Source organism: Roseateles sp. GW821-FHT09H11 (genome assembly GCF_059415845.1).
In genome coordinates this window covers 194954-210932 of the sequence record NZ_JBWKOA010000010.1, presented here as the reverse complement: position 1 = coordinate 210932, position 15979 = coordinate 194954, and the positions used below count along the sequence as shown (strand labels likewise).

11 protein-coding genes are annotated in these 15979 nt (G+C 67.1%); 3 read left to right on the top strand and 8 right to left on the bottom strand.

The window, feature by feature from the left end; genetic code table 11:
• Positions 1-159 precede the first annotated feature (159 nt).
• From AC07PR_RS28545 to AC07PR_RS28515, 7 genes are all read right to left on the bottom strand, one after another.
• Positions 160-1284, bottom strand: a complete 1125-nt coding sequence (locus AC07PR_RS28545) for a hypothetical protein (RefSeq protein ID WP_495137267.1) — start codon at positions 1282-1284, stop codon at positions 160-162.
• A gap of 62 nt (positions 1285-1346) precedes the next feature.
• Entirely contained in the window at positions 1347-1589 is a 243-nt protein-coding gene (locus AC07PR_RS28540; RefSeq protein ID WP_495137266.1) for a hypothetical protein, read from the bottom strand.
• Between the two features lie 500 nt (positions 1590-2089).
• Positions 2090-2701, bottom strand: a complete 612-nt coding sequence (locus AC07PR_RS28535; protein ID WP_377157822.1) for a DUF2939 domain-containing protein — start codon at positions 2699-2701, stop codon at positions 2090-2092.
• A 131-nt stretch (positions 2702-2832) separates the two neighbouring features.
• A complete protein-coding gene (locus tag AC07PR_RS28530) occupies positions 2833-5574 on the bottom strand; it encodes a TonB-dependent receptor (protein ID WP_495137265.1) in 2742 nt (913 codons plus the stop codon).
• Positions 5575-5672: 98 nt separating this feature from the next.
• On the bottom strand, positions 5673-6902 hold the full coding sequence (locus AC07PR_RS28525; RefSeq protein ID WP_495137264.1) for an MFS transporter: 1230 nt from the start codon (positions 6900-6902) through the stop codon (positions 5673-5675).
• A gap of 9 nt (positions 6903-6911) precedes the next feature.
• Positions 6912-7877, bottom strand: a complete 966-nt coding sequence (locus AC07PR_RS28520) for a carbohydrate kinase family protein (protein ID WP_495137263.1) — start codon at positions 7875-7877, stop codon at positions 6912-6914.
• Between the two features lie 97 nt (positions 7878-7974).
• A complete protein-coding gene (locus tag AC07PR_RS28515) occupies positions 7975-9225 on the bottom strand; it encodes an ROK family transcriptional regulator (protein WP_377157826.1) in 1251 nt (416 codons plus the stop codon).
• Between the two features lie 271 nt (positions 9226-9496).
• On the opposite strand from AC07PR_RS28515, the gene AC07PR_RS28510 reads away from it, so the two are divergent.
• From AC07PR_RS28510 to AC07PR_RS28500, 3 genes are all read left to right on the top strand, one after another.
• A complete protein-coding gene (locus tag AC07PR_RS28510; protein ID WP_483108778.1) occupies positions 9497-10648 on the top strand; it encodes a hypothetical protein in 1152 nt (383 codons plus the stop codon).
• A 4-nt stretch (positions 10649-10652) separates the two neighbouring features.
• Positions 10653-12530 carry a glycoside hydrolase family 9 protein gene (locus AC07PR_RS28505; RefSeq protein WP_495137262.1) on the top strand — a complete coding sequence of 626 codons (1878 nt, stop codon included), beginning with the start codon at positions 10653-10655 and terminating at the stop codon, positions 12528-12530.
• A gap of 162 nt (positions 12531-12692) precedes the next feature.
• Positions 12693-14981, top strand: a complete 2289-nt coding sequence (locus AC07PR_RS28500) for a hybrid sensor histidine kinase/response regulator (RefSeq protein ID WP_495137261.1) — start codon at positions 12693-12695, stop codon at positions 14979-14981.
• Here the strand turns inward: AC07PR_RS28500 and AC07PR_RS28495 are convergent.
• Positions 14968-15891 carry a LysR family transcriptional regulator gene (locus tag AC07PR_RS28495; RefSeq protein ID WP_377157831.1) on the bottom strand — a complete coding sequence of 308 codons (924 nt, stop codon included), beginning with the start codon at positions 15889-15891 and terminating at the stop codon, positions 14968-14970. The two genes, AC07PR_RS28500 and AC07PR_RS28495, sit on opposite strands and share 14 nt — an antisense overlap.
• Positions 15892-15979 lie beyond the last annotated feature (88 nt).

The following is a 15979-nucleotide window of genomic DNA, read 5'->3' as shown; positions in this document are numbered from 1 at the left end:
GTCTCTACTTTTTGGGCACTGCCTCAGCCCCTACCGACGCAATTCCCATTTCTATGTCATGTCACCGCCGCTGCATTTGCGACCAGCACTGCTGCAATCCGACGACGAGCATCCGCATATTCAGCCAGGACCGGGCGCGGAGTTGCGACGGACCCGGAGCTACTTTTCTTCCAGCCCAAGAAAGCTCTGTACCGGCATCTGCGCGGGCGGCTCGATGGACTTCACCTGCAATGACTGTCGCTCATCTATCGCGAGCATTTCAACGGCCTGCCGTGATGCCAGCGGGGCGATGTTGCCCTTCCGGTTGAAGTACCGATGAACCTCTCGAACCACCCATTTGTATGGCTCGGGTGTGCCTGAAGCGCTTTCACGCACGTGGATTTCCAGGTCGCAGATCAAGGTGGTGCCGCTTTGGAACTTCACCTTCTTCGCGTTCACCTTGGCAAGGAAGTTTTCATCAATGACATCGAAGCTGATGCCTTGCTTCTCTAACATGCCCTTCCATTTGAACGTGTCGCGTTTCAAGACGGGCGAAACGATTTCGATCTCGGCGTTTTTGATGACGCTTGGCTCCAGTTCCTGCAGCGCCACCACATAGGTACTGAAGCCGGCTCGCGGAACAATTATTTCGTCCGGTGGTGACCGTTCGTGGCTAGGGCTGAATCCGACGGATGACACTTTTTCATAGGGCAGCAGATGCCCGTAGAACCGCGAGCGAAGTTTGATGATCTTGGGGTTTGAAAGCAACGCCGGCATCACGTCTTCCGCTGTCGGTGCAGGTTCGAGCGGCAAAGGTCTTGTCGCGTTGGTTGCCGGCATTTTTGGAGCCTCGCCAGATGCCTCTTGCTCCATCTTCTTGAGTTCGAGACGAGCCTTCTTGATTGCAAGATCGTTCAACTCAACCTGTTGATCAGCAAGCTTTCGGTCGCGATTGAGCGCGAAGTCATTCTGCAGGATCTGCTGTTTGAGGAGGGTTGGTTGGTACATCCCCCATTGAACGGCGGCGCATATGCCTCCAATCACCGTGACGACGAGCGTCAGAGCGGCGGCGTTCTTCCCAAGGACACTCAGATTGACCGAGAAGCCGCCCTCAGCGTACGCCGTCACGTCCACTTGGACATTTACGTCGAGCTGCTTCGCGATCTCCTTTAGGAGGCCGAGTATGTCGCCCTCGCATTCATGGAGCACGAGGGCGTCCATGTTGTGTGATTCATCTTTCAAGACGAAATGCACTTGGAAACGGCCGGCCGTCGGCGCGGCGATGCCTTCAACGTGATTGTTCACGATTCCTCCCGTTTTTCGCAGAGCATATTCGACGCAGCACGCTTCATGGCGCCGCATCGACTTCAGTACAGCGACGGTCTCCACCAGCCGCGCGTCACACCGACGGTCAAGGCATTTGCCGCTACACCAGAAGCGCGAATGATCAGTAGCTCGGCGAGCTTCACGCCCGGCTTGTCCCTGCTGAAGTGCTTTAGCGGGTCACCCCGCTCTATCACGATGGTCCGCGGCCTGCCGTCGCCCTGCTTGGGAATGCTGGCCTTCAAGGCAGCCCTCCCGATGAGGGTGACTTTGTTGACGCTGGCCACGGTAGAAAAACGTGTGAGTGCATGCGCCAATCGTACGACCATGAGCGCGATCTACCTGTGGATAAGGCAGTGGAGATTCGTTGGATAGCTGTGTATATGTCTTGCGCTTCAATCCTGTTTCTTAGATATCAATTGCTGTGGATAACTTGGCGTACGGGCGAGCATGGTGCCGTTGCCGGCTTAGTTTCCGATGTAGATCAGCCTTCGCCCAAGTCCATGCGCCACTGGCTGCTTTCCGGCCGCTCGATCGAACGCCCCGACGGCGGCACTCGACTTCCAGTTCAGGCGGAAAGGAAGCGGTCGCTGAACGCCGACCCGGAGCTGAGAGCGCTACGGCTGCAGCACCTCATTGAGCAGCCCTTCGAGTTGACGCTTGGCGTCCGGCCTCAATGGCTGCTTGACGGCGGACAGTGTGAGTACAGCGGGCGGAATCGATGGTCAGCAATCGCTGCAATGCCGCCGCAGCTTCAAACTGAAACGATGCCATCGCCGAACTCGCGCTAAGACAACGCCGGCAACCGGATTTCCGTCAGCACCCACGACGCGAATCCCCGTCGCTGGAAGACCAGCCCGGTCCGGCGATCCTCGGCCTGTCCCGCGCGACGGGCGTAGAGGATGAAGGTATCGACGCCGGGGCGTTCCGTCGTCCAGATGGGTTCGCGCTTCGAGGGCGCCTTGCTGCCGTCGGGCTCACCCTCCTCGTCGACGGGCGTGTCGCCAGGCGTCTTCGCGCGCGACTCGCGGCGGGGCATCAGCTTGCCTTCCTGCATGATCCGCATGACGGCTTCCGGGCGCACGAACGCTTCCACCATCCGATCGACCATCGCCGTCGCGAACAAGGAGCCCAGCGCCGCGCCGGCCTTGGCGATGTCGCTGCCAGATTCGGACCGCTCGGTCGCGCGGGCGCCGATGGCCGCCGACAACTGGCCCTTCAGGTTCTCACGCAGCAGCGGATAGTCGACGCGTTCGTTGAACGCCGTCGCATCGCCGGCCTTCGCCGCATTCCGCATCTGGTGGATCGCCAGCCACGGCGACCAGTACCAGTAGGCGGCGAGCGCCAGGACCGCCGCGATCAGCGCGGCCTTCGAAAACTTCCGAGCGGTGGGGGTCATCCCTTGCCTTGCGTTTGATGCACCGGAGCGGAGTGTAGAAAACTCGCGCCGGTGGCCGCGCTTCTCGCGGCCACCTCGGCATCACGGCGTGGCAATGCCATCGCAGCAAGAGCCCCGTCACGATCTCCCGATCAGTAATCGATCCCCACCCGGATCCCGAAGGTCCGCGGATCGTTCCAGTAGCCGCGCACGAAACCGCCGCCATCCTGCGCGGCGTTCTTCGTCATCTTGTTGGTCGCGTTCAGCACGTAGATCTCCGCATGCCAGTCCTTGGGCGCCTGCAGCCGCAGGCTCGCATCGACCTTGGCGAAGGCCTTCTGCCCGTCGGAGATGTGCGCGTTGTCCAGGTTGCGCAGCGTGAAGTACATCTTGTCCTGCCACTTCACGTTGACCCACGGCGTCAGCTCCCAACCCTCGCCGAAGCGGAAGCTCTGCGAGAAGTTGATGCCGAAGCTGTACTTCGGCGACAGCGGCAGGTGGTTGCCGGTGATGTCGTAGATCTGCCGGCCGGCGTTCTCGCGGATCGGACCGGTGTAGGGGTCAGGACATGCCGGCGCGCCCATCTCGGCGCGCGTGCCGCAGTTCCAGCTGTCGCTGAAGGACGGGTAGTCCTTCATCCTGCTGTTGATGTAGCTGAAGAAGGCGCCGAGCCGCGCACCCGCCCACGGCTTGTAGTCGACCTCCAGCTCCAGCCCGGGGATGTCGACGACACCGACGTTCACCGTCTGCCACTTGGTGACGATGTCGCAGGTCGGGTTCTCGTCGGGGCACGGCCCCACCTGCTTCACCCTCGAGGCGAAGAAGTCGCCCGTGACCTGCATGTCCTTGTAGCGGCTGTAGAAGAAGGTCGCCGACAGGCTCAGCCGCTTGTCCAGCATCAGGCCTTTGTAGCCGAGCTCGAAGTTGGTGACGGTCTCCGGCTTGTAGGGGAAGAAGGTGTACTGCGGGCCCGCCGGTCCGTCGACGCATTCCTTGCCGCCGCACCGGTCGTCCTTGTCGCCGAAGCCGCCGGCCTTGTAGCCCGACGACAGCGAGGTGTAGACCATGTCCAGCGGCGTCAGCTGCTTGCGCAGGCCGAGGCGGTAGGTGAACTTCTTCCAGCTCTCGCTGTGGTCGTTGCCCGCGGGCTCGCCCCACAGGCCGTACGCGCCGGGACCGGCGAAGGGTCCCATCTGCTCGGTCAGGTCGCGGCCGTTGTGCGGGCGGAAGCCCGGCGTGCCGGGCGTGCCCGGATCGAAGAGGCCGTTGTAGTACGCCGGCGTCGAGCCGTCCCAGCCGCCGTAGACGCGCCCGCCCTTGTCGGTCTTCTTGTCGAAGCTGATGCGGCCGCCCACCGTCGCCGTCCAGGTCGGCATGAAGGTCCAGTCGCCCTGCGCGAACAGCGCCTTCGCGTCGATCTGGCGATCGGGCTGCTGGTAGTACTGGCTGGTCGGGAAGCCGTAGGGCGCGGTGATCAGCTGCTCCTGCGCATAGTCGATCGCGTTCTTCTCGTGCATCCAGAACAGGCCGGTGACGAGCTGCACGTTGTCGGTGTGATGCTTGAACTGCAGCTCGTGCACCTGCGACTTGTACGTGGAGCCCAGCGTCAGCGAGGTCTCGTCACGGAGCGGCCAGGTGCCCCAGTCACCGTCCGGTCCGACCGGCCAGGTCGCCGTGACCTGGCGCGACAGCGGGTAGTAGCCGCCGTCGTCGTCCGACTGCTGCGAGCGCTTCTGCGTGGCGTAGGCGAAGCCGTACTCGATGCTCGACTGGTCGTTGAGCCGCCAGTTCAGGTTGGAGCGCACGGTGTCGATGGACATGTCCGTCTTGCCGGGCACGTTGACCTTCACGTCCCACTTGCCGCCCGGGCAGGCGAAGTCGGTGCCCGCGGCCATGTCGCAGTCCTTCATCGCGATCTCGCCGGCGCCCTTGTTCTGGAACTTCTCGTAGGCGACCAGCCATTCGAGGTCGCTGGAGAGCTTCACGCGGCCGGCGATGCGGGCCGCCCACTCGTCGCGGTTGTAGTAGTACTTGCTGCGCGGCACCTTGACGTTGCGGCGCTGGTCGACGTCGGGGATGCCGTCGGCGACGAAGCCGTGCTCGGGCATGTCGATGTCGGTGAAATCCTGCTGCTGGTTGATCCAGCCGTCGCGCTTGATCTTGCTGACCGTGGCGCGCAGCGCGATCGTGTCGTTGACGGCGATGTTCTGCACCAGGTTGAGCTGGCGCTTGCGGTAGTTGCCGAGGTCCAGCTCCGCCGTGCCGTAGGTCGCGCCGAACTCGGGCTTGGCCGGGATGATGTTGATGCTGCCGCCGGTGGAGTTGCGCCCGAACAGCGTGCCCTGCGGGCCGCGCAGCACTTCCACCTGTTCCAGGTCGAACATCAGCGCCAGCGCGCCCTGCGGCCGCGGCGAGTACAGGCCGCCCACGTGCAGGCCCACGGCCGGATCGCCGACCTCGGTGAAATTGGTCGAGCCCACGCCGCGGATGTTGATCTGCACGCCCGAATCGGCGCCCTGCGAGATCTGCAGGTTCGGTATCTTGCCGGAGAGGCCGCGCACGTCGTGGATGCCTTCGCGGGTCAGCGCGTCCTGGGAGAGCGCCGTCACCGCCACGGGCGTCTGCAGCAGGCTCGATTTCACGCGCGTGGCGTTGACGGTGATCACCGGCAGCTCGTTCTTCTCCTTGTCCTTGATCTCGCGGCTGTCCGCCTTGCTCTCGGCTTTGCTGTCAGCCGTCGACTCGGCGGACGGCGGCGTCTGCGCCTGCGCGAAGGCGGTGGCGGCCAGCAGGCTCACGGCGGCCGCCGTGGCGGTGGTGGGGAATGCCGCGCGGACTGCGGCTCGGAGTGCGGGGCGGAAGGCGGGGCGGAAGGCGGCTCGATCGGGTCTCATCACTGGGATCTCCATGGGTCTGGCAGGCAGCCGCCGCCCCGGCGACGGGGCCGTGACGCGGGCTGGAGGGGGGCAGAGGGAGGAAGCGGCAGTCGGCGTCAGCGTTCGGGGCTGGGCTTGAACCGGGACAGCAGGCGGGACAGCGGAACGACGTCGTTGGTCACGAGCGGCCGCGCCCAGGCGCTCACCCCCAGGATGTAGAGGAGCGTGAGGAAAACGGTGGACATCGCGGCGCGCAGGCCGATGGCGTCGCCGAGCCCGCCGACCAGCAGCGGCACGACCGCGCCGCCGAGGATGCCGGTGCAGAGCACGCCGGAGAACGCGCCATGGTGGTGGGGCACCGAGTTCAGGCCCAGCGAGAACACCACCGAGAACATCACGGACAGGAAGAAGCCCGAGACCGGGAAGGCGATCTGCGCGACGTGGGCGGAACCGAAGAGCGCAAGCGCGACGCTGCCGATGGCCAGCATCGTGAAGCCGGCCAGCACGACGCGTGAGTCGAGCACTTTCAACAGGCCCAGACCCAGCAGGCACCCCAGCGACATCAGCCCCCAGAAGCCCGCGACCGCGTCGGCGCCGTCAGTGGTGGCGGAGATGCCGTGATAGGTCGAGAGGAACTGCGACATCCAGTTGGCCAGCGTCTGCTCGGTGCCGACGTAGGCCATGATGCCGAGGAAGAAGAGGCGGACATCGCGCCGCGCGAGCAGCTCGCGGTAGGCGGCCCAGCCGCCGGCGCGTTCGTCGTCCTTGAGCTGGACCTCGGGCAGCGGCAGCGTCTGGTTCGCGACGATCAGCGCGATGAAGCCGACGACGAAGATCCAGTAGAACGGCACCCACGCGAGGCCCTTGGCGGCATCCGGACGCTCCATCAGCAGCTGGAAAGCCATCGGGCTCAGGAACGAGGCCAGGCCGAAGACGAGTTGCCCCATCACCGAGAAGAAGGCGAAGTGGGACTCGCCGCCGGCCGTGCGCATCAGCGGATTGATCACGACCTGCAGCAGCGCCATGCCCAGGCCGATCACGAAGAGCCCGCCGATCGCGGTCGCATAGCTCGGCCACAGCGCGATCGCCAGCGATCCGCCCGCGTTCAGCACGAAGGCCGCGAGGAGGGTGAAGCGCGAGCCGCGGCGCTCCACCAGCAGACCGCCCGGGATCGACACCAGCCCGTAGGCGAGGAAGAACGAGAACGGCAGGAAGCCCGCCAGGCCCAGGCTCAGGTGGAAGTCCTGGATGATGATCGGCATCAAGGGCCCGATCAGGTTGGTGACGAAGGAGATCACGAACCAGATGACCAGGATGTAGCCGACGATCAGCGCGCGGTGCTTCATGGCGGGTCCTCAGGCGGGAACTTGGGAGGGAACGCAGCCGGCGAACTCGCCGGCGCGGATGGTCGTGCGCGGGAAGCGCGACAGGATGGCCCCGGCGGTGCGGCAGCCCGCGGCCAGGCCCTCGGCGACGTCGCCGCCCCGCAGGCGCGCGGCGAGGTAGCCGGCGTTGAAGGCATCGCCGGCGCCGATGGTGTCGAAGATGTCGGCGGGCTCGGTGATGCGCTGCACGCGCTGGCCGCCCTCGACACCCAGCGCGCCGCGGGCGCCGACCTTGACGATCAGGCTCGCGCCGGGCTTCAGCGCGCGGCCGATCAAGGTCAGCGCTTCATCGAGGTCCCCGGTGCCGGCGATGCTTTGCGCCTCGAGCTCGTTGATGAGCAGGTGATCGCAGTGCGGCAGCCAGGTCATCACCTCGTCCCGGTCCCAGCCTTCGGGCGGCCAGCCGGTGTCCAGCGCGACGCGGTAGCCGCGGCGTGCGGCCTCGGCCATCAGGCCGGCGTAGCGGGGGCGCAGGCCGGTGAGGAGGAAGGGCGCGGTGAACAGCGCGATCGCCGGCGCCGTTTGCGGCGTCTCCGTCGGCTGCAGGTGCCCGAGCACATGCTCGGCCGACAGGCGCTGCAGGTGGCCGTGCGTGGTGAAGAAATTGCGCTCGCCGCAGGTGTGCATCAGACCGACCGAGACGGTGGTCCCGATGTCGCAGATCTCCAGGCTGGTCTCGATGCCGGCGAGCTGCTCCGCCAGCCAGTGACCGAAGTGGTCGTTGCCGACGGCGGAGATCAGGTGCGCGCGCTGTCCGATGTGCCGCGCGGCCAGCGCGGCATTGGCGCCGGAGCCGCCGGGGCGCAGCTCGCTGCGCGGCATCAGGAGTTCGGTCCCGACTTGCGGCCACCCGGTCAGGCTGCCCAGCACGAGGTCGACGCCGACGTCGCCGACGATGCTGAGCGGGGGATGCGAAAGAGGTCGTGCCGTGTCCATGGGCGCGACTGTAGGAGCACTCAGAACACAGCGTCAATAATTAAATCCATTGGATTTAAGTAATCAAGGGAATCCCCCAAGGGGCTTTACCCTGTCCCTACCCTCGCTTGGGCATCGGTGCCCGGTGCCCCAGCAGTTCGGCCACGTCAGCCTCGCCGCGGCGGTCCTGCTGCAAGGTCTCCAGCCGCGGCGACAGCATCTCGTAGATCGGCAGCACGGCGGCGCCGAGGATGGAGCTGTCGTCCTGGCGGTCCGACAGCAGCAGGCGGTTCTCCGGCGTCGCGACGCCGCCGCGCACCGAGCGGTGCCAGGGCTGCGCCAGGCCGACCAGATGCTCCACCAGCACCTTGGGCGCCGAGCCGCCGATGACGATCGAGTGCGGGTCCAGCATGTTCTCGATCATGCAGACCGCGTCGCGCAGCCGGTCCGCGGCCTGGCGGCACCACTGGTGCAGCGCCTTGTCCTTCGGATCCTTCAGCCGCTTGGCCAGATCGAGTGTCCAGACGTCGTGGTCGGAGACCTTCAGCGCCTCCGCCAGCGAGTGCATGGAGACGTAGCGCTCCAGGCAGCCGCGGTTGCCGCAATAGCACGGCGTGCCGCCCGGCACGATGGGCACGTGGCCGATCTCGGTGGCATTGCCGTTCGAACCGGGATACGCGGCGCGGCCGATCACCAGTGCGCCGCCCAGGCCCAAGCCCAGGTGCAGATAGAAGAAGTTGTCCAGGTTGCGGGCGACGCCGAAGAGCGTCTCGCCCAGCGCGCCGGCCACGCTGTCGATCCGGTAGAAGACGGAGAGGCCGGTGACCTCGCCGAGCTCGTCCAGCACGGACAGGTCGTTCCACCCCTCCAGCGCCGTCGGGCCGACGAAGCTGATGTCGGTGTGGCCCAGCGGCCCCGGCAGCGCGACGCCGATGCCCCAGAGCGGCTCGGTCGATTCGCGCCGCAGCTGCGCGACCAGCTGCAGCATCGCGGCCAGCATCTGGCGGCGATCACTGGTGTCCATGTCCACCTCGCAGCGGCTGCGGATGTCGCCGACCAGGTTCACCAGCGCGGCCGACGCGCGGCCCGGCTCCAGGCTGATCCCGATCGCGTTGCCCGCCTGCGGGTTGAGCTCGAAGGCGATCGGCGGCTGGCCGCGCGACTTGTCGACCTTCTGCCGCCTCGAGACGATCAGGCCGATGGCCTCCAGGTCGTTGGTGATGTTGGCCACCGTCTGGGGGCTCAGCGACACCATGTCGGCGATGTCCTTGCGCGACGCCGCGCCGTGCTGCCGGATGAAGTCCAGCACGACACGGCGGTTGTAGGGCGCGCTGGACTGTTGGGTGGCACCTCGACTGGTGGTTCTCATGCTGGCGGGTGGTCCTTCGGGTATCCCCCATTCTGACCCAGCTTCACGACGGCGGCTGGCGCCTGGTCGACAAATGAATTTACACATCCAGTGGTTTTATTTATTGCGCACAAGAAATGTTCCGCCTACATTCGCCGCCCATGGGCTGCAACGACCCACGCCCCCGAGCGCAGGACCGGCTTGGCGAGAGTGGTGGGCAGTGGCTCTCGGGAATCTCTCTCCCGTGGCGCAGGCCACGCCCCCTACCCCCGTGTTTTCGGAGGCAACCACCATGCAATCTCGTTCCCCCAGCGTCCGCCGCATCGGCGTGCAAGCGGCGCTCACCGTCCTGGCTCTCGTCTGCGGCGCGTCGGCGGCTGTCGCAGCCGGCAAGCCCAAGGCAGCGGCTCAGACGAACGGCCAACCCAGCGTCTACGTGCAGGACGGCTGGGTCTACACCAACACCTTCACGGCCACCGGCCAGCCGCTGGTGACGGCCACCCAGGCGGCCGCGGCGGCGGGCGTCATCCCCGTCGGCGATTCGCGCGTCTACGGCAAGGTCTTCGACAAGGGCCGCAAGCTGACGGTCAACCAGTGGCAGGCCGTGCTCAGCATGGACGCCTATCCGGAGAACGGCACCACCAACTATCAAGACCCGGAACCCTGGCGCTATTGCGAGGTCGATTACGAGGCCTCCGAAGGCATCTCCGACTACCGCGGCGACACGCTCGGCCCGGTGGGCGTGACGACGGTCGGCGACTTCCCGGACTACTTCAAGAACGCCTACGCGCCCTATGTGCTGGGCAAGACCGGCGCGACCAACACGGACATGAAGAACTGGGGCGTCCAGGTCACCGGCATCGCGGCCGCGGACATGAAGGCGGACGACTCGCGCCTGGATCCGTATCCGAACCTGGCCCGGTCCAACTCGAAGAAGCGGGCGGCGCTGACCAAGATCTGCCAGGCGCTGCAGTCGGACTTCGACAACCGCCAGGACAAGTACGTGATGAGCCATTACGCCCACATCGACAGCGACAAGCTGCTGCCGGTGCTGGACGCGCTGAAGAAGCTGGGCTTCACCAGCTTCGGCCAGTACAACCTGGTCGGCCTGGCCTTCCAGGTGCAGGTGAACACGGGATCCATCGGCAGCATCTCGGCGTTCTCCTCGGTGAAGTCGGCCGGCAACTGCGGCAGCATGTCCAACGAGACCTGCTTCGCCACCTACCTGACGGACCAGTACATCCGCTGGCTGAAGTCCTCGAGCCTGGGCGACGATGCGGGCAACTGCTGGCGCGCCAGCATGGCGCTGGACATCTACAAGCAGGATCCGACGATGGGCAACGTCAGCGTGGTGACCAGCATCATCAACAGCAAGTACCCGAACAACTCGGGCAAGTGCCCGACCTCGGGCGTGAAGTGGTCCAAGAACATGGCCTGGAACTGATCCGATGAAGACCGACGCCACCGCTCGCACGGTGTTCTTCCCCCGACGCTCCGCGCTCGCGGTGGCCGCGGTCTTCGCGGTCACCGCGGTCCTCGGGACCGCGGCCTCGGCCGTCCACGCGGCAACGGACGAACGCAAGACGACGGTCTCCGTCGCCTTGCCGACCGATCCGCTGCTGGTGCAGCTGAACCAGGTCGCGCTGGAGCGGACCGGCCCCAAGCGCGCGGTCGTCGAGTCGACCGGTGCGGCGCAGGCGGGCCGCTACCGCGTGCTCTCCGGCGGCAAGACCGTCGCCGAGGGCGAGCTCAAGCCGCTGCCGGATTTCTCCGCCTGGGGCGCGGGCAGGCGCTACTTCGAGGCGGACTTCTCCGCCGTGCAGACGCCAGGCGTCTACCGCATCGAGGCGACGCTCGACGGCAGGCGCGTGACGTCCGCGCCGGTGCGGGTGCGCGATCAGGCGCTGTTCTCGATCACCGCGGACAAGCTGCTCGACTACTTCCACCGCAGCCGACACACCGGCAAGGGCGACCGTCGCATCCGCATCTTCGAGACCGATCGCTTCGTCGACGTCCGCGGCGGATGGAAGGATGCCGGCGGCGATACCGGCAAGTACCTGTCGCACCTCGGCTACGCGAATTTCTTCAACCCGCAGCAGACGTCGATGGCGGCCTGGGCGCTGGCCTACACGGCGGATTCGTCGGCGGACCTGTACCGCCGCGCGGGGCTGCTCAAGCGCGCGCAGGACGAAGCCTTCTGGGGCGCGGACTATCTGCACCGCATCCTCGATGCCGAGGGCTATTTCTACACGACGGTCTTCGACAAGTGGGGCGCGGCAGGCGCCGAGCGCATGGTCGTCGGCTACGAAGGCGATGACGGGCGCTACACCAAGCTCTACCGCTCGGCCTACCGCGCCGGCGGCGGCATGGCGATCGCCGCGCTGGCGCGGGCCTCGCTGCTGGCGAAGCAGTCGGGCCGCCACGGCGACTTCGACGGGAAGACCTACCTCGCCGACGCGGTGAAGGCCTTCGACCACCTGCAGCAGTTCAACGCGCAGTACACCGCCAACGGCGTCGAGAACATCATCGACGACTACACCGCGCTGATGGCTGCGGTGGAGTTGTTCAACGCGACGAAGGAAGCGCGCTTCCTCGACGCGGCACGCGCGCGCGCCGACAGCCTGATGCGGCGCCAGGCGGCCGACGGCAGTTTCATCAGCGACGGCGGCACGCGGCCCTACTACCACGCGGTCGAAGCCGGCCTGCCGGCGCTGAGCCTCGGCCACTACCTCGACATCGAGACCGACGACGCCCGACGCAGCCGCGCCACCACGACGATCAAGTCAGCGCTGCAGCACGAGGTCGACATCACGCGGCGCGTGTCCAACCCCTTCGGCTACGCGCGGCAGTCGTTCCAGCTCGCCAAGGACGGCAAGGCGGAAGGCCCGGTGCTGGAAGGCTTCTTCATCCCGCACAGGAACGAGACCGGCTACTGGTGGCAAGGCGAGAGCGCGCGGCTGCTGTCGCTGAGCACCGCGATGGCGGTGGCCGGCCACAAGGTCTCACCCGCCCTGCCCGCCGACTGGGCCGCCTTCGCGCAGGACCAGGTCGACTGGACGCTGGGGCGGAACCCCTACGGCATCTCGATGCTCTACGGCTTCGGCAAGCGCAACCCGCCGACGGTAGCGTCGAGCGCGGGCGACATGTTCGCCGGCGGCATCTCCAACGGCATCACCGGCGCGGTCGGCAGCGATACCGGCGAAGGCATCGCCTTCGGCCCCGGTCCCGACGACGAGCAATGGCGCTGGGTGGAGCAGTGGCTTCCGCATACGACGTGGATGCTGCTGGCGGCGACATCGATGGCGCGTCCGCCGGGGTCGCCCTAGGTCTCCAGGTCCTTCCTGACCCTCCGCACTCCGCGCTCCTCAGCCCGCGGTCCTCAGCCCGCGATGGCCGACGCGCGACGAGCCGTCGCCATCGGCCTTCTCCGTGCTAACCCCAGCGGCCCTGCTCGCGAGCGAATCAGGCGACGGCGCTAACATCCGCCGATGGGCACGGAACAGCAGTACATCGACGCGATCGGCCGCATGGCCGTCGTGCCGACCATCCTCGACGCCATGGCGCGTCTCACCGGGATGCGTTTCACCGCCGTCGCCCGCGTGACCGACACCACCTGGACGGCGTGCGCCGTACGCGACGAGATCGCCTTCGGGCTCAAGCCCGGGGACGAACTCCAGCTCGTCACGACGATCTGCAACGAGATCCGGCAGCACGGACGCCCCGTCATCTTCGGCAGCGCCAGCACGGACGACCGCTTCCGCGAGCACCCGACGCCCCGGATGTACGGCTTCGAGAGCTACGTCTCAATCCCGATCTTCCGCGCCGACGATTCGTTCTTCGGCACGCTCTGCGCCATCGACCCGCGGCCGGCCAAGCTCGACGATCCCGTGCTGCATCAGACGCTGGAGCTGTTCGCCAAGCTCATCGGCACGCAGCTCGACGCGCAGGACCTGGACGAGCAGCGCCGGACGGCCCTCGCGGCCGCCGCCGATGCACGCGAACTGCTCGAATGGGAGAACCAGCGCATCACCGCGCTGTTGAGCGAACGCGACCAGGTGGAACGCGTCATCACGCGCGAGCTGAACGACACGCGGCGGCTCCGGGACGTCGCCGCGCGGCTGATCGGCACCGATGGCGGCTCGGCCCTGTATGGCGAGATCCTCGAAGCGGCCATCGAGATCCTCGACGGCGATGCCGGCACCATCCAGCTGCTGGACGAGCGCTCCCAGACCTTGAGCTTCCTGGCCACCCGCGGCTTTCCTCCGGCGATGGTGGCGCACTTCGCCGAGGTCGATGCGTCGTCGGGCTCGCCGTGCGGCATCGCGCTCGCGACCGGCGCGCGGTCCTTCGTGCGCTTCGACGATCCGACCTTGCCGGACCCGGATGGCTCCAACCGGCTGCATCTGTCGGCCGGCGTGCGAAGCGCCCAATCCACGCCCCTCGTCAGCCGGGCGGGTCGTCCGATCGGCATGTTCTCCACGCACTGGAGCGAGCCGCGCGAGCTCACCGAACGCGAGCTCCGTTTCCTCGACCTGCTGGGCCGTCAGGCCGCCGACCTCATCGAGCGCAACCAGGTGCAGGAAGCCCTGCTGGCGAGCGAGCGCGAGCTGCGCGAGGAAGCCCGCCGCAAGGACGAGTTCATCGCCGTGCTGGCGCACGAGCTGCGCAATCCGCTGGCGCCGATCCGCAGCGGCATCGAGGTGCTCAAGCGCGCCAACGGCGACGCCCGGCTGATCGATCGCGTCCGGCCGATGATGGAGCGGCAGATCGTCCAGGTGGTCCACCTCATCGACGACCTGCTGGACGTCTCGCGGATCCGGTCCGGCAAGGTGCAGCTCAAGCGCGAATGGGTGAGCCTGCGATCGCTGGTGGAGAGCGCGCTCGAGGCGCATCGCGGCCAGATCACTGCAGGCGGCATCGAGCTGCTGGTGGAGCTGGATGATCCGGAACGCCAGCTCGACGTCGATCCGACGCGGCTGTCGCAGGTCATCTCGAACGTGCTCCACAACGCGGTGAAGTTCACCGCCGCCGGCGGCCGGATCGCGATCCGTACCACCTTGCAGCCGGCCGCGTCCGGACCCGACATGGAGCAGGTGCTCCGCATCCAGGACTCCGGGGTCGGCATCGCCGCGGAGATGCTGCCCAACATCTTCGACCTGTTCACGCAGGCGCGTTCCGACAGTTCGCGCCACGGCGGGATGGGGATCGGGCTCGCGCTGTCGCGCAGCCTGATGGAACTGCACGGCGGTGCCATCGAGGCCAGCAGCTCGGGCGCCGGCCACGGCAGCGAATTCGTCATCCGCCTGCCCGTGAGTACGCCCGCCGCGCCGCCGCCCGCGCCTGGACGCGAGGACGACGACCTCGACCTGGCCGGCCTCCGCGTGCTGGTGGTCGACGACAACCAGGATGCCGCCGACGGCGTCGCGATGCTGCTGACGATGAGCGGCGGCGAGGTCCGCGTGGCCTACGACGCCACCCGCATCGTGGACGACGTGCGGGCGTTCGATCCGGGGCTGGTGCTGCTGGACATCGGCCTGCCGGGCGTCGACGGCTATCAGGCCTGCCGGCACGTCCGCGAGGAGATCGGCCCCGCCGTGCACATCGTGGCCCTGACCGGCTGGGGGCAGGAAGAGGATCAGCGCCGCGCGAAGGCCGCGGGCTTCGATGCGCACCTCACCAAACCCGTGGACCTGGCAAGCCTGGCGCTGATTGCCTCGAGGGCCTCGAAGGCGTCGAGCGCTTCGAGGGCCTCCAACACGGCGCTCAGAGCAGACTGACCGCCGGCAGCGTCAGCAGCGAGGTCTCGCGCATGATGCTCACGAAGTCGCCCAGGTAGGGCTTGCTGGCCAGCGAGGTGGTGCTCACCGCATAGAGCCGGCCGGTCAGGCCCGCCTCGCCGATGCGCTGCTGCGCGACGTAGCCGCGCGCGAGGTAGCTCTCGACGGCCCACAGCGGCAGCGCGGCCAGCCCGCGGCCGCTGGCCACCAGTTGCAGCATCGCGACCGTCAGCTCGCTGGTGCGACGCGGCGGCGTCACGCCGGCGGGCTTCAGCACGCGGCGCACGAGGTCCAGCATCTCGTCCGGCACCGGGTAGGTGATCAGCGTGTGGTCGGCGAAGTCCGCCGCCTCCAGCCACGGCTTGCCGAGCAAGACATGACCCTTGGGCAGCAGGGCGACGATCTCGAACTCGAAGAGCGGGTGCACGACCACCGCCGCCTCGTCCGCATCCACCTCCGACACGATGGCCACTTCCGCGCGGTCCTGATGCAGCAGCCCCACGGGGTCCGCGTGGAAGCCGGACACGATGTCCAGTTCCACCTCCGGCCAGCGGCTGCGGAAGGCGTCCATCGCCGGCATCAGCCAGTCGAAGCAGGTGTGGCACTCCACCGCGATCCGCAGCTGACCCGCGGCACCGGCGGCCAGGCGGCGCAGGTCCCGGTCGGCCTCCTCCACCTGCGGCAGCACCAGTTCGGCCAGACGCAGCAGGCGTTGGCCCGCCACGCTGAACTGCACGGGCTGGCTCTTGCGCTCGAACAGCACCGCCTCGTAGTGGTCCTCCAGCCCCTTGAGCTGGTGCGACAGCGCCGACTGCGTGAGGTTGAGCAACTGCGCGGCGCGCGACACGTTCCCGGCCTCCCGCACCGCCAGCAGCGTGCGGAGGTGTCTCAGTTCCAAGGGCAGGTTCATGAATGGAATTGTTGATCGACTGAAAAACGTTTCGTTTGAATCATAACGAGCGGGGCGGGATCATCCGCATCGAGATTCACCCCGGACG

What these genes read in the sequence shown, in the direction of transcription:
- AC07PR_RS28500 (WP_495137261.1), top strand. Translation starts at nt 12,693, where the DNA reads ATGGGCACGGAACAGCAGTACATCGACGCGATCGGCCGCATGGCCGTC.
- AC07PR_RS28495 (WP_377157831.1), bottom strand. Translation starts at nt 15,891, where the DNA reads ATGAACCTGCCCTTGGAACTGAGACACCTCCGCACGCTGCTGGCGGTG.
- AC07PR_RS28515 (WP_377157826.1), bottom strand. Translation starts at nt 9,225, where the DNA reads ATGAGAACCACCAGTCGAGGTGCCACCCAACAGTCCAGCGCGCCCTAC.
- AC07PR_RS28510 (WP_483108778.1), top strand. Translation starts at nt 9,497, where the DNA reads ATGCAATCTCGTTCCCCCAGCGTCCGCCGCATCGGCGTGCAAGCGGCG.
- AC07PR_RS28530 (WP_495137265.1), bottom strand. Translation starts at nt 5,574, where the DNA reads ATGAGACCCGATCGAGCCGCCTTCCGCCCCGCCTTCCGCCCCGCACTC.
- AC07PR_RS28525 (WP_495137264.1), bottom strand. Translation starts at nt 6,902, where the DNA reads ATGAAGCACCGCGCGCTGATCGTCGGCTACATCCTGGTCATCTGGTTC.
- AC07PR_RS28520 (WP_495137263.1), bottom strand. Translation starts at nt 7,877, where the DNA reads ATGGACACGGCACGACCTCTTTCGCATCCCCCGCTCAGCATCGTCGGC.
- AC07PR_RS28535 (WP_377157822.1), bottom strand. Translation starts at nt 2,701, where the DNA reads ATGACCCCCACCGCTCGGAAGTTTTCGAAGGCCGCGCTGATCGCGGCG.
- AC07PR_RS28505 (WP_495137262.1), top strand. Translation starts at nt 10,653, where the DNA reads ATGAAGACCGACGCCACCGCTCGCACGGTGTTCTTCCCCCGACGCTCC.